Origin of the sequence: Pelomonas sp. BJYL3 (genome assembly GCF_027257975.1) — a bacterium.
Taxonomy (GTDB): Bacteria; Pseudomonadota; Gammaproteobacteria; order Burkholderiales; family Burkholderiaceae_C; genus Roseateles_B; species Roseateles_B flavus.
Genome location: NZ_JANZKX010000008.1, coordinates 59,583 through 72,073, shown reverse-complemented (window position 1 = coordinate 72,073; position 12,491 = coordinate 59,583). Strand labels below are relative to the sequence as shown.

Sequence of the window (12,491 nt, the reverse complement as noted above, 5' to 3'; positions counted from 1 at the left end):
CCCAGGAACCGCCCGGCCCAATGACCTGAAGGAGCAGCCCATGGACGACGCCTCAAAGGACCGCCCCGATCCCGGCACGGCAGCGCCGTCCGTGCTGATCGAGGGGCAGGCCGCCGTCGAGGCGGCCCTGCTGGAGCAGCTGCTGCAGGCCTGCCGCGACGGCGCGCCCCAGATCTGCTGCTTCGATGCGGACTTCCAGCACTGGCCGCTCTCGAACCCCCAGCTGCTGGAGGCCCTGCGCCAGTGGGTGGGGCCGCGGCGGCGCCTGCGCCTGCTGGCGCGCGACTACCAGGCCATGGCCCGCCGCCATCCGCGTTTCGTGCAATGGCGCCAGATCTACGGCCATGTGGTGGAGGCTCGCCAGCTCAGCGACGAAGGCCCGGTTGACCATCGCCGCCCGGTGGCTCTGCTGCTGGGACGGGTGCCGCAGATGTGGCGGCTGATCGATGCACGGCAGGGGCGGGCGGTGCTTGAAAGCGATGCCAGTGCGCATGGCGCCGCGCTCGAATGGTTTGATGCGGTCTCGCAACGTTCAGAAGAATCCTTTGCCGCCAGTACTTTGGGACTTTAACTAGCGCCGAAAGCTGACGCTATAATTTCTGGCTAGGCGAGGGAAGCGCTCGAGGTTTCCACGTCTTGTTCTGCCGAGTTGCTCATGGGCGGAGTCGTTTCGGACGTTGGTGTCCTGGACGCAATCGTTTTGTGGCCGGCTCGAAGAATTACCGGTAATTGAATCTTCGTCTAATAGATCTTGAGGACAAGTATGAATAAGTCGATCCTGTTGGCTTCCCTGCTGGCTGCTGCTGCCCTGACCGCTTGCGGCAAGAAGGCTGAAGAAGCTGCTCCCGCTGCTGCCCCGGCTCCTGCCGCTGCCCCGGCTCCTGCTGCTTCGGAAGCTGCTTCGGCTCCCGCCGCTGACGCTTCGGCTCCTGCCGCTGCTGACGCCGCTTCGGCTGCCGCCAGCAAGTAATCGGATCCCCGGTTCAGGAAAAACCGCCGTGCCGCAAGGCCGGCGGTTTTTTCTTGCCTGGACGTTTTCTCCGGGCTTCGGGCGCAAGGCCTGACCCCCCGCAGCGCAGCCACGCGCAATGTCGCTGCTTCGCCTTGCATGGGCATGCTGAGCCACTTCTCAGGGTGTTGCCGTCCACTCTCAGGGCCATGACTCCGTGCTGGCCTAGCAGGATTGCGGGTGTGCGCCTTTGCGCAGGTCAAGGAGGAGGACCGCGGAGCGGGCCGGGGGACACGGAGCAAAGGCGTACGCCCGCAGTCCTGCGCCGCCTGCTCTGTGCAGGTGGAGATTCCGAGATTCACGACGGTCTCGCCGCTGCTGTCGCGGCGTGCAGTCTTCTTCGAACAAAGAAAAAGCCCCTGGGGCCGCGGCACCCAGAGGCTTTGTCCTCAGTCCGGTCAACAGATGGGGCGCCAGCCCCACCTCCTCAACGCAGGTCTTCCTGGAGGAGGGAGAGGATGCGCTTGGCGTTGTCGTCGGTCTGCTGCACGCCCTGGCTGTCGGTCACGCTCACCACGGTCTTGCCGCCGTCGCTCTTCACGAGCACGCGGTAGCGGTTGGCGGTGACGGTCTTGCCGAAGCCGAACAGTCGCGAGAAGAAGTTGGGCTCTTCCTTGCCGACCAGGTTGGGATCGGCGTAGCGCAGGAAGAACAGGCCCAGCTTGCGGTCGCGGTCCTCGACCGTGAAGCCATGGCGGTCCAGCGACTGCCCGACACGGCGCCAGGCGCGGTCGAAGTCCTCGTTGATGCTCAGGCTGGTCGGCACTTCCGACAGATTGCGGGCCGTCGGCTCCACGGCCAGCTTGGTCGTGCTGGCGCTGCCGGCATTGGCCTGCAGGGCTTCCTTGGCGTCCGCCTCGCGGCCGCCGAGCTTGAGCATCAGGCGGGAGAGCATCTCGCCTTCCAGCGAAGGATCGGCCGCACGGGGCTGCCACACCGTCTGGTCGCGCTGCTGGCTGGTGTAGACCTCCTGCATGCCGCGGTGATAGATGGTGATCTCGGTGCCGCCGTTGACGCGCTCGACACGGGTGCGGTATTTGTCCCGCTCGCCGGTGGAGTAGAGGTTGTCCAGGGCCTGGCCGATGGTGCGGCGGATGAAGTCCAGCGGCAGCTTGGCGCGGTTCTCGGCCCAGCTGGTTTCCATCACGCCGACTTCGGCCTGCTCGCTGGCAATCTCGAAGCCCATGCCCATCCAGAAGCCGCGGATCTGCGGCCACAGCTGCTCGGGGGCGAGGCTGCTGCGCAGCACGCGCTGGCCGTTGACGCGCTCCAGCTTGATGTCGCCCACGGCGTTGAGCGCCACGTTGGCGGCTGCCGCGGTGCCCGCGTTGCGGGGGGCGGCCTTCTGGCTGGCCATCTCGGAGGCCGTCACCACGCCGCCGCTGTTGCGGCGTTCCTGGTTCAGCTGGGTCAGGTCCGGAGGCACGTCCAGGCCACTCGTCTGCATGGCGCCGGTGCGGTAGTCGACCTTGTCGGTGCCGATCATGCCTTCGATGGAACTGCAGGCCGTCAGCGAGGTCAACGAGGCCAGGACAAGACCGGAGGCCAGGCCCTTGGCCGGGGCAGAAAGAGAACGAGTCACGCTAGACATCTCCAAGAGAACACGGGCGGTGTTGTACCGCAGATTTGACACAAATCCGCGGCTCACACCTCAAATCACAGCAGGCCGCCTTCGCGCAGGGCCTGTTCGACGCTGGCCTGGCCCGCCGCGGTCAGCGGGGTGATGGGCAGGCGCAGCGCGGCCTTGCAGCGGCCCAGGCGTTCCAGCGCCCACTTGGTGGGAGCCGGGCTGGGTTCGCAGAACAGCTGCTTGTGCAGGCTCAGCAGCTGGAAGTGGATGCGGGTGGCTTCCTTGACGTCGCCCGCCAGGGCGGCCTTGCACAGCTGGTGCATGGCGCGCGGCGCGACGTTGGCCGTCACGCTCACATTGCCATGGCCGCCCAGCAGCATCAGGGCGATGGCCGTGCCGTCGTCGCCCGAATAGATGTGGAAGCCCCTGGGGGCGTTCTTCACCAGGTAGGCGGCGCGCTCGATGTTGCCGCTGGCTTCCTTGACGCCGAAGACGCCGGGCAGGCTGGCGCAGCGCAGAGCGGTCTCCGGGCTCATGTCTGCCACGGTCCGGCCGGGCACGTTGTAGAGCATCATGGGGATGTCCACGGCCTCGGCGATCGCCTTGTAGTGCTGGTAGATGCCTTCCTGCGAGGGCTTGTTGTAGTAGGGCACGACCGACAGCGTGCAGTCGGCGCCCACCGATTTGGCGTAGCGGCTGAGGTTGATCGCCTCGGCCGTGCTGTTGGCGCCGGTGCCGGCCATGATGGGCACGCGGCGGGCGGCGTGCTCGACGGCCACGCGGATGATCTCGCAGTGCTCGTCGACCGTCACCGTGGGCGATTCGCCCGTGGTGCCGACCACGCCGATGCAGTCAGTGCCTTCGGCGATGTGCCAGTCAATCAGGCGACGCAGGGCGTCGTAGTCGACGCTGCCGTCGTCCTGCATCGGGGTCACCAGCGCCACGATGCTGCCAAGAATCGGTTTCATGAGGGTTCCTCGTAATCAGCGGATTCTACTGAAGCGCAGGATGGGTCTGGCCGGTCCGGCTTCAGGGTAAGTGATAGCGGGCCTGCGGGTCGCCCGGCGTTCGCTCGCGAACGGCGGCAACGCGCTGGATCTGGCGCGGGTTGACGCCGGCGCCATCGCCATCGGCGAAGCCGTCTTCGTAGGCCACGATGCGCAGCCCCCGGGCCGCTTCGAGCAGCTCGCCATGGCGCAGCAGGAAGTCCGGGCGCGAGGGCCGGCCCAGCAGCTGATGGCCGTCCGCAAAGGTCTCGTAGACCAGCCAGCCGCCCGGCGCCACCGCCTCGACGAGGCGCGGCAGCAGGGGGCGCCACAGGTAGTTCGTCACCAGCACGAGGTCGAAGCGGCGGTCGGTCAGGGGCCAGGGCGCGCCTTCGAGGTCGGCCACGAGCAGCTCGGCGCCGCTGTCCTGCAGGGTGGCCAGGGCCTGGGCGTCACGGTCCACGGCGCAGACCTGGAGGCCGCGCCCGCGCAGCCAGCGCACATGCCGGCCGCTGCCACAGGCCAGGTCCAGCGCGGTCTGGCCGGCGCCGAAATGGCGCTGCCAGCGCAGGAGCCAGGGGGAGGGCGCGGCCGTGGGGGTCAGGTCTTGCATGGCAGGGCGCAGCTCAGTGCTGCCGGTTGAGGGCCTTGAGCGCCAGGCGGTCGACCACGCCGGGCGCGATCAGCTTGAGCCAGCGGCCCAGACGGCCCTTGGCGCTCATGACGATGTCGCGCTCGCGCTGCAGCGTGCCGTCCAGGATGAGCCGGGCGCAGGTGTCCACGCCCATCGCTCCGCGCTCGTCCAGGCCGCTGCGGCCCGCGGGCTGGCCGTTGGCGCCGAAGCCCCGGTAGCGGATCTCGGTGGCGACCACGCCCGGATAGGCGATGGTCACGGACACGCCGGCCGGCGCCATCTCCACCCGCAGGGCCTCGAAGAAGCCGGTCATCGCGAACTTGGTGGCACTGTAGGCGGTGCGGCCCGGCACACCCACCAGGCCGGCGAGGCTGGACACCGCCACCAGCCGGCCCTGGCTGGCCTTGAGCCAGGGCAGGGCTGCATGGCTGCACCAGACGGCACTCCAGTGGTTGACGCGCATCAGCTGCTCGTACCAGGCCAGGTCCTGGACCTCCTCCAGCAGCGCATGGGCCGACATGCCCGCGTTGTTGACCAGCACATCGATGCCGCCGAAGGCTTCGGTGGCGGCGCGGATGAGCCCCTGACAGGCAGCCTGCTCCGCGAGATCGGCGGCATGCACGCGCACGGTGGCGCCGAGCGCCTCGCAGTGCGCCGCCACGGCCTGCAGCTTGGGCAGCTGGCGGCCGCTGAGCACCAGCTTCAGTCCCTGGCCCTGGCGTGCGGCCCATTGCCGGGCCAGTTCGGCGCCGATGCCATCGGAAGCGCCGGTGATGATGACGATCATGAAGGGTCCTGCAGAGGTGGGAGCTGCCCGGAAATGGGTGGCACCGGGCGCATGCCCGGCCTCAGAAGCAGCTCAGCAGCTGGTTGCCCAGCTGCAGCATCAGGGTCGGGTCCTGGTAGGCCGCAAAGGCCAGCAGCAGCGCGAGCGCGATCATGCCTCGCGTCAGCCAAATGCGCCAGAGACGCCCGTTGCGCCAGGGCGGCCGGGGCAAGACCTGTCCCCTCATGGCGTCACGCCGGCAGCGGCTGGCGCGCGATGGCCTGCTCGCGCACCGGCAGGTTGACCAGGGCCGCCATCACGCCCAGGGCGATGGCGAGCAGCCAGACGACGTCGTAGCTGCCCGTGGCGTCATAGAGCTTGCCACCCAGCCAGACGCCCATGAAGCTGCCGATCTGGTGGCTGAAGAAGACGAAGCCGCCCAGCATGGACAGGTGCTGCGGCCCGAAGATCTGCAGCACCACGGCATTGGTGGGCGGCACGGTGGACAGCCACAGGAAGCCCATCACCGCCGAGAAGACCCACACGCTGGGCGCGCTCAGCGGCACCAGCAGGAAGACCGTGATGGTCACCGCCCGCAGCGCGTAGATGGCCGAGAGCAGGTAGCGCTTGGGATAGCGCTGGCCCATCAGGCCGGCGGTGTAGGTGCCGAAGATGTTGAAGAGCCCGATCAGGGCCAGCGAGGTCGTGGCCAGGCCCGGCTCCAGGCCGTGGTCCTTCAGGTAGCTGGGCATGTGGACCGCGATGAACACCACCTGGAAGCCGCAGACGAAGTAGCCCAGCATCAGCAGCTGGAAGCTGCGATAGCCGAAGGCCTCGCGCAAGGCCTGGCCGATGCTCTGGTGGGGCCCGGCATGCGCGGGCCGCGGGCCCTTCTCGCGCAGGCCCAGGGCCAGGGGGATGATCAGCAGGGCCGCGCCGGCCAGCACCCACAGGGCCTGCTGCCAGCCCAGGCCGGCGATCAGGTGGCTCTCCAGCGGGATCATGCAGAACTGGCCGAAGGAACCGGCCGCTGCGGCCACGCCAAAGGCCCAGGAGCGCTTCTCCGGGCTCACCGCCCGGCCCAGCACGCCGTAGATCACCGCGTACGTGGTGGCTGACTGCGCCATGCCGATCAGCAGCCCGGCGCTGCCGGTGAAGGCCAGGCCCGACTGCGAGACCGACATCAGCACCAGGCCCAGGGCGTACAGCAGGGCGCCGATCACCAGGGCCTTCCAGGCCCCGAAGCGGTCGGCCAGCATGCCGGCGATGGGGCCGGCGGCACCCCAGGCGAGGTTCTGCACGGCCAGGGCGAAGGCGAAGGTCTCGCGCGGCCAGCCCCGCTCCACGGTGATGGGCTGCAGCCAGAGGCCGAAGCCGTGGCGTATGCCCATCGAAAGGGTCACGATGAGGGCCCCGCACAGCAGGACCTGCTGCACGGAGGGGGAACGCGAGGGGAGACCGGGGTGGGGCGGGTACTGCATCCGCCGCACTGTAGCGGGCTCAGCGGCGCTTCGCTGTCCCCTGGCGGACTGCCGCAGCGCCGCGTGGGGACTTGCCGGCGGCGCTGCCGGCGCTGGTCTTGCGAGCGGTGGCGGCGGTCTTGCTGCCACCCTTGCCGCCGGCCTTGGCCGAGCCTGCCTTCTTGCCCTTGGCGGGCTTGGCGGCCTTGGCTGCCACGGCGGTGGCCTCCGTGCTGGCGTCGCTGGCCTCGGCCACGCTGTCCAGCTGGGTCAGGAGCCGGCCCTGCTTGATGCGCATGAGCGGCTTGTCCAGCGTGTGCAGGTCGTCCAGGGGATTGCTCACCAGCACCAGGAAGCTGGCCTCGCAGCCCTCGTCGAAGCAGGCCAGGCGGCGCTTGGGGAAGAGGGCGCGCGGCGTGCTGATGCTGGCCATCTTCAGCAGCTCGGCCGGGCTGAAGACCTCCAGGCCGGCCAGGTGGTGGACCTCGGCCAGCGAGGTGCCGGGGAAGTTGTCCGAGCCCAGCAGCAGCTGCGCGCCGGCGGCCTTGAGCAGGCGCAGGTTCTCGGCCAGCACGGCGCGCTGGGCCTGGCGTTGCTCCTCGCTCATGGGGAAGAGGGTGTTGGCCACCGTGGCCGTCAGCACCTGGGTCTTCTGGCTGGCGGCGCGGGCGGCGGTGGCTTCGTCCAGGCGGAAACGCTCGGGGCCGTCGCCAAAGTTCGCGAAATAGCCGGGCACGTGGCCGATCTGGTCAACGCCAGCCTCGAGCGCGGCACGGAAGTCGGCGGCGGTCTCCACATGGGCGCTGACCGGCAGCTTGTCCTTGTGCGCCAATCGCACGAGGGCGGCGGCGGTCTCGGGGCTGAGCCCCAGGCGGCCCAGGGCGGCCGGGTCGCCGCGCAGCTCGGGCCGGTCGCTGTAGGCCAGGATGATCTTGAGCCAGTCGGTCTTGCGTGGTGCCACCAGGGGCCACTTCTGCTGGGCCTGCTCGGGGGAGTCGACGAGCAGCAGCTGCTTGTCGGCGAAGTCACCGACCTGGCGCGGCGCCTGGCCCTCGGCCACGGGCTGGGCCAGCAGCGGGGCCAGCGGGTGACCGTCGGAGCTCGTGACGCAGGCGGTGGTGAAGCTCACGTCCACGCTGTCCGGCTGGTTCAGCAGGGGGCGGGCGCTGGCGGTGCTGTCCGGGTCACCGCACTGCATGGCGGCATAGAAGACGCCATCCTGCAGATAGCGCTGGCCGAAGGTCTGCACCCCCCAGCCGCTCTGCAGATTGTGGTTGTTGGCCTCGGCCAGGGGCGGGATCAGGTACTGGTCCCGCAGCTCCAGGCGGCGGTGGATGCGCTTGGGGCGTGCCTTGGTGAACTTGCCGTCGACGACGTAGAGCGTGCCCTTCTGGAAGCCCTGGCCGTCGAACCAGCGGGCGTTGTGCAGCTCCATGGCCAGCGGGGCGCTGGCCTTGAAAGGCTGGGCCTGGCCGACCGTGGGCGCGGCGGCGGTCTGGGCCTGGGCGGCGGTGCCCAGGGCCAGGGAGGTCAGCAGGACGGAAATTCGCAGGACGTACAACAAGAGAGAAGGCCCCAGGCTTCAGCAAAGTGGCGGATGCTACGCCGGAAATAAGCCGCTCGACTCAAGTCAGGCTTGGGGATTCCCCCGCCCGCCGTCGCCGGAGCCGGGCCGGCGCCTCCCTACAATCGCCGCCATGGCAAGCAAAGCAGTCTCCTCCGCGTCCGCCGCGCCCTCGGGCTATGGCGAGGCCTCGATCCGCGTTCTCAAGGGCCTGGAGCCCGTCAAGCAGCGCCCGGGCATGTACACCCGGACGGACAACCCCCTGCACATCATCCAGGAGGTGATCGACAACGCCGCCGACGAGGCCCTGGCCGGCCACGGCCGCCGCATCGACCTCACCCAGCACACCGACGGCTCCATCACCATCGAGGACGACGGCCGCGGCATCCCCTTCGGCCTGCACCCGGAAGAGGGCGTGCCCGTGGTCGAGATCGTCTTCACCCGCCTGCATGCCGGCGGCAAGTTCGACAAGGGCTCGGGCGGCGCCTACAGCTTCTCCGGCGGCCTGCACGGCGTGGGCGTCAGCGTGACCAATGCCCTGGCCAAGCGCCTGGAGGTGACGGTCTGGCGCGAGAAGCAGGTGGCGCGCCTGGCCTTCGAGGCGGGCGATGTGGTGGAGCCGGTGGCCGTGCGCCCCGCGGCCAGCGGCGACCGCAAGCAGGGCACGACGGTGCGTGTCTGGCCCGACGCCAAGTACTTCGAGAGCCCCGACCTGCCCAAGGCGGAGCTGGTGCACCTGCTGCGCTCCAAGGCCGTGCTGATGCCCGGCGTCACCGTGACGCTCAAGCAGGAAAAGACCGGCGAAGTGCAGACCTGGGCCTACAAGGGCGGCCTGCGTGACTACCTCATGCAGACGCTCAACAGCGATCCGCTGATCCCCCTGTTCGAAGGCGAGCAGTACGCCAGCAAGGCCGAGACCGAGAACTTCGCCGAGGGCGAGGGCGCCGCCTGGTGCGTGGCCTTCACGGAAGAGGGCGCGCCGATGCGCGAGAGCTACGTCAACCTCATCCCCACGGTGGCCGGTGGCACGCACGAGTCCGGCCTGAAGGATGGCCTCTTCGGCGCCATCAAGAGCTTCATCGAGATGCACAGCCTGCTGCCCAAGGGCGTCAAGCTGATGCCGGACGACGTCTTCTCGCGCGCCAGCTTCGTGCTCTCGGCCAAGGTGCTGGACCCGCAGTTCCAGGGCCAGACCAAGGAGCGCCTGAACTCGCGTGACGCCCTGCGCCTGGTCTCGGCCTTCGTCAAGCCGCAGCTGGAGCTGTGGCTCAATCAGCATGTGGAGCACGGCAAGAAGCTGGCCGAGCTGGTCATCAAGCAGGCCCAGACCCGCCAGCGCGCCAGCCAGAAGGTCGAGAAGCGCAAGGGCTCCGGCGTGGCCGTGCTGCCCGGCAAGCTGACCGACTGCGAAAGCCGCGACCTCCTGCACAACGAGCTCTTCCTGGTGGAGGGCGACTCCGCCGGTGGCTCCGCCAAGATGGGCCGCAACAAGGAGACGCAGGCCATCCTGCCCCTGCGCGGCAAGGTGCTCAATGCCTGGGAGGTCGAGCGCGACCTGCTCTTCAAGAACAACGAGATCCACGACATCTCGGTGGCCATCGGCGTGGACCCGCACGGCCCCAACGACACGCCGGACCTCAGCAACCTGCGCTACGGCAAGATCTGCATCCTGTCCGACGCCGACGTCGACGGCTCCCACATCCAGGTCCTGTTGCTGACGCTGTTCTTCCGCCACTTCCCCAAGCTGGTCGAGGCCGGGAACATCTACGTGGCGCGCCCGCCGCTGTTCCGCGTGGACGCGCCGGCCCGCGGCAAGAAGCCCGCCGCCAAGATCTATGCACTGGACGAAGGCGAGCTGACCGCCACGCTGGACAAGCTCCGCAAGGAAGGCGCCCGCGAGAACAGCTGGACCATCAGCCGCTTCAAGGGCCTGGGCGAGATGAGCGCCGAGCAGCTCTGGGACACCACGCTGAACCCCGAGACGCGCCGCCTGATGCAGGTGGCCTACGGCATGTTCGACTTCGCCGCCACCGAGGGCGCCATCAACAAGCTGATGGGCAAGGGCGAGGCCGCCTCGCGCCGCGAGCTCATGGAGCTGCATGGCGACTCGGTCGAGGTCGACATCTGAGCCTGCGCTGAGCAAGACCTGACCCTCCAGCCCCAGCCATCGTCGGGAATCCCCATGAAGATCGTCTACAACGAGCGCCACGCCGAGCATGCCGCGCAGAAGGAATTCTTCCGCGGCCAGCTGGTGGATGCCTTCGAGATCCCGGCCCGTGCCGATTACGTGCTGCAGGCCCTGCAGGCCAGCGATCTCGGGCCCTTCGTGCCTGTGGTCGACCACGGCCGCGCACCGCTGGAGCGGGTGCATGCGCCGCGCTATCTGCGCTTCATCGAGGGCGCCTACGCCGAGTGGCAGGCGCTGGGCGGGCAGGGCGAGGCCTTCCCGGCGGTGTGGCCCATCCGCAGCCTGCGCAGCGATGTGGAGCCGCGGAGCTTCGCGGCCCGCATGGGGCTCTACTCGATGGACAGCGGCTCTCCGCTGACCGCGGGCACCTGGTCCGCTGCCTACTGGGGCGCGCAGGCCAGCCTCACGGCGCTGGACCTGGTGCTGGCCGGCGAACGCTCGGCCTACTGCCTGACCCGCCCGCCCGGCCACCATGCGGGTGCCGACTTCTTTGGCGGCTACTGCTTCATCAACAACGCCGCCGTCACGGCCCAGGCCGCGCGCGATGCGGGCAGGCAGCGCGTGGCCATCCTCGACGTGGACTACCACCACGGCAACGGCACGCAGGCCATCTTCTACGAGCGCGCCGACGTCTTCTTCCTCAGCATCCACGGCGATCCGCAGACCGAATACCCCTTCTTCCTGGGCCATGCCGACGAGCGCGGCGCGGGCGCGGGCGAGGGCTTCAACGCCAACTGGCCGCTGCCCGCCGGCGCCAGCAACGAGCAGTGGTTCGAGGCCTTCGAGAAGGCCCTCGTGCAGCTCAATGCCTATGCGCCGGAGCTGCTGATCGTCTCGCTGGGCGTGGACACCTACGGCGGCGACCCCATCTCGCATTTCCAGCTGGACGAGCCCGAGTTCCGCCGCATGGGCCAGAGCCTGGCCTCGCTGCAGCTGCCCACGCTGTTCCTGCAAGAGGGCGGCTATGCCACCGCCGCCATCGGTCGCAATGTGCAGGCCGTGCTGGCGGGCTTCGAATCAACGGCCCAGGGCCAGCCCGGGGTCTGAACGCCATGAACGGCCTGCCGCGCGTGCACCTGCGCCCCACCATGCTCTCGGACCTGGACTACGTCGTCTCGGTCGAGCAGGACGGGGCCAACCTGCCCTTCATCACGCCCTGGGAGCGCACCCAGCACGAGGGCGCGATCCGCTTCCCGGACTCGCGCCACTTCATCGTGGAATGGGGTCAGGACCTGCAAACCCAGGCCCAGCCGGCCGGCTACGTGATCCTGCAGGGCTGCCGCAACCCCAACCGTTCGGTGGAACTCAAGCGCCTGGTGCTGCAGCCCAAGGGCCAGGGCGTGGGCCGCGCCTGCGTGCGCCTGCTGAAGCAGCTGGCCTTCCAGCAGCTGCATGCCCACCGCTTCTGGCTGGACGTCAAAGGCCTCAACACGCGCGCCCAGGCGCTCTATCTCAGCGAGGGCTTTGTCGAGGAGGGCCGGCTGCGCGAAAGCGTGCGGGTGAGCATCGAGGGCGCGGACGGCTATGACAGCCTGATCGTGATGTCCATGCTGGACCGCGAGTACCAGGCCCGCCGCGCCATGAACGAGGAATCCGCGTGAAGTGGCGCGTGAAATGGCTGCCGGCCTTCGTGTTCCTGATGCTGGCCACGGCTGCGCAGGCGGAGCTGTGGGCCTATGTGGACAAGGCGGGCGTCGCCCACTTCGCGGCCCAGCGCCTGGACGATCGCTACCAGCCCGTGATGAGCCTGGGCGCGCGCCCGCAGCGCGTGCCGGGCAAGACCGACCACGGCCGCTCCCTGCTGACCTGGCTGGAGTTCGCGCCCGAGGTCAAGGCCGTGCAGCCCTATCTGCGCGAGGCCTCGCAGCAGACCGGCGTGGACACGGAGCTGCTCAAGGCCATGATCGCGGTGGAGAGCGGCTTCAAGGCCGATGTGGTGTCCCCGCGCGGCGCCACCGGCCTCATGCAGATCACCGCCCTTGCCGCCGAACAGTACGCCACCGCGGCAGAATCCCGCCAGCCCGTCGAGCAGCGCCTGCGCGAGCCGCGCAGCAATGTGCTGATCGGCGCCCGCATGCTGGCCGACCTGATCAAGCGCTACGGCCGCATCGACGCGGCCCTGGCCGCCTGGAACGCCGGCGAGTCGGCGGTCCGCAAGGCCGGGGGGCGCATGCCTCCCATCGACGAAACCCAGGCCCATGTGCAGATGGTGCTGGAGCTCTACTGGGCGCTGCTGCAGCGCAGCCAGAGCCAGCAGCTGCAGGGCATGCAATTCCACAGCGCGCCGGTCTCTCAGCAGTAGGCCCGCATCAGG

11 protein-coding genes are annotated in these 12,491 nt (G+C 69.1%); 5 read left to right on the top strand and 6 right to left on the bottom strand.

Annotated elements, in window-relative coordinates:
• Positions 1-40 precede the first annotated feature (40 nt).
• Positions 41-571 (top strand): hypothetical protein, encoded by a 531-nt coding sequence (locus tag O9Y01_RS21360; RefSeq protein ID WP_269633672.1) that lies wholly within the window; start codon positions 41-43, stop codon positions 569-571.
• Positions 572-1,436: 865 nt separating this feature from the next.
• Here O9Y01_RS21360 and bamC read toward each other — a convergent pair.
• The 6 genes from bamC to O9Y01_RS21330 form a co-directional block, all read right to left on the bottom strand.
• On the bottom strand, positions 1,437-2,591 hold the full coding sequence (gene bamC / locus O9Y01_RS21355) for an outer membrane protein assembly factor BamC (protein ID WP_442952785.1): 1,155 nt from the start codon (positions 2,589-2,591) through the stop codon (positions 1,437-1,439).
• A 74-nt stretch (positions 2,592-2,665) separates the two neighbouring features.
• Positions 2,666-3,547, bottom strand: a complete 882-nt coding sequence (gene dapA, locus O9Y01_RS21350) for a 4-hydroxy-tetrahydrodipicolinate synthase (RefSeq protein WP_269633670.1) — start codon at positions 3,545-3,547, stop codon at positions 2,666-2,668.
• A gap of 61 nt (positions 3,548-3,608) precedes the next feature.
• Positions 3,609-4,169, bottom strand: coding sequence for a class I SAM-dependent methyltransferase (locus tag O9Y01_RS21345; protein WP_442952786.1), 561 nt, complete (start codon positions 4,167-4,169; stop codon positions 3,609-3,611).
• 22 nt (positions 4,170-4,191) lie between these two features.
• Positions 4,192-4,986, bottom strand: a complete 795-nt coding sequence (locus O9Y01_RS21340; RefSeq protein WP_269633668.1) for an SDR family oxidoreductase — start codon at positions 4,984-4,986, stop codon at positions 4,192-4,194.
• A gap of 230 nt (positions 4,987-5,216) precedes the next feature.
• The gene (locus O9Y01_RS21335; protein ID WP_269633667.1) at positions 5,217-6,446 is read right to left on the bottom strand and encodes an MFS transporter; all 1,230 of its coding nucleotides are present in this window, start codon (positions 6,444-6,446) and stop codon (positions 5,217-5,219) included.
• A 19-nt stretch (positions 6,447-6,465) separates the two neighbouring features.
• A complete protein-coding gene (locus O9Y01_RS21330) occupies positions 6,466-7,989 on the bottom strand; it encodes an amidohydrolase family protein (protein WP_269633666.1) in 1,524 nt (507 codons plus the stop codon).
• Between the two features lie 133 nt (positions 7,990-8,122).
• Between O9Y01_RS21330 and O9Y01_RS21325 the strand changes: the two genes are divergently transcribed.
• The 4 genes from O9Y01_RS21325 to O9Y01_RS21310 are packed head-to-tail and all read left to right on the top strand — an operon-like array spanning position 8,123 to position 12,479.
• Positions 8,123-10,117: a DNA topoisomerase IV subunit B gene (locus O9Y01_RS21325; protein WP_269633665.1), complete on the top strand. Its 1,995-nt coding sequence runs from the start codon at positions 8,123-8,125 to the stop codon at positions 10,115-10,117.
• A 54-nt stretch (positions 10,118-10,171) separates the two neighbouring features.
• Positions 10,172-11,224: a histone deacetylase family protein gene (locus O9Y01_RS21320; protein ID WP_269633664.1), complete on the top strand. Its 1,053-nt coding sequence runs from the start codon at positions 10,172-10,174 to the stop codon at positions 11,222-11,224.
• A gap of 5 nt (positions 11,225-11,229) precedes the next feature.
• Positions 11,230-11,778: a GNAT family N-acetyltransferase gene (locus O9Y01_RS21315; RefSeq protein ID WP_269633663.1), complete on the top strand. Its 549-nt coding sequence runs from the start codon at positions 11,230-11,232 to the stop codon at positions 11,776-11,778.
• Complete coding sequence (locus O9Y01_RS21310) at positions 11,775-12,479, top strand: lytic transglycosylase domain-containing protein (protein ID WP_269633662.1); 705 nt, start codon at positions 11,775-11,777, stop codon at positions 12,477-12,479. The genes O9Y01_RS21315 and O9Y01_RS21310 overlap by 4 nt, the downstream gene beginning before the upstream one ends.
• Positions 12,480-12,491 lie beyond the last annotated feature (12 nt).

Excerpts from the sequence above, each read along its gene's own strand:
- O9Y01_RS21325 (WP_269633665.1), top strand. The coding sequence starts at position 8,123 with ATGGCAAGCAAAGCAGTCTCCTCCGCGTCCGCCGCGCCCTCGGGCTAT.
- O9Y01_RS21315 (WP_269633663.1), top strand. The coding sequence starts at position 11,230 with ATGAACGGCCTGCCGCGCGTGCACCTGCGCCCCACCATGCTCTCGGAC.
- O9Y01_RS21320 (WP_269633664.1), top strand. The coding sequence starts at position 10,172 with ATGAAGATCGTCTACAACGAGCGCCACGCCGAGCATGCCGCGCAGAAG.
- O9Y01_RS21340 (WP_269633668.1), bottom strand. The coding sequence starts at position 4,986 with ATGATCGTCATCATCACCGGCGCTTCCGATGGCATCGGCGCCGAACTG.
- O9Y01_RS21335 (WP_269633667.1), bottom strand. The coding sequence starts at position 6,446 with ATGCAGTACCCGCCCCACCCCGGTCTCCCCTCGCGTTCCCCCTCCGTG.
- dapA (WP_269633670.1), bottom strand. The coding sequence starts at position 3,547 with ATGAAACCGATTCTTGGCAGCATCGTGGCGCTGGTGACCCCGATGCAG.
- O9Y01_RS21360 (WP_269633672.1), top strand. The coding sequence starts at position 41 with ATGGACGACGCCTCAAAGGACCGCCCCGATCCCGGCACGGCAGCGCCG.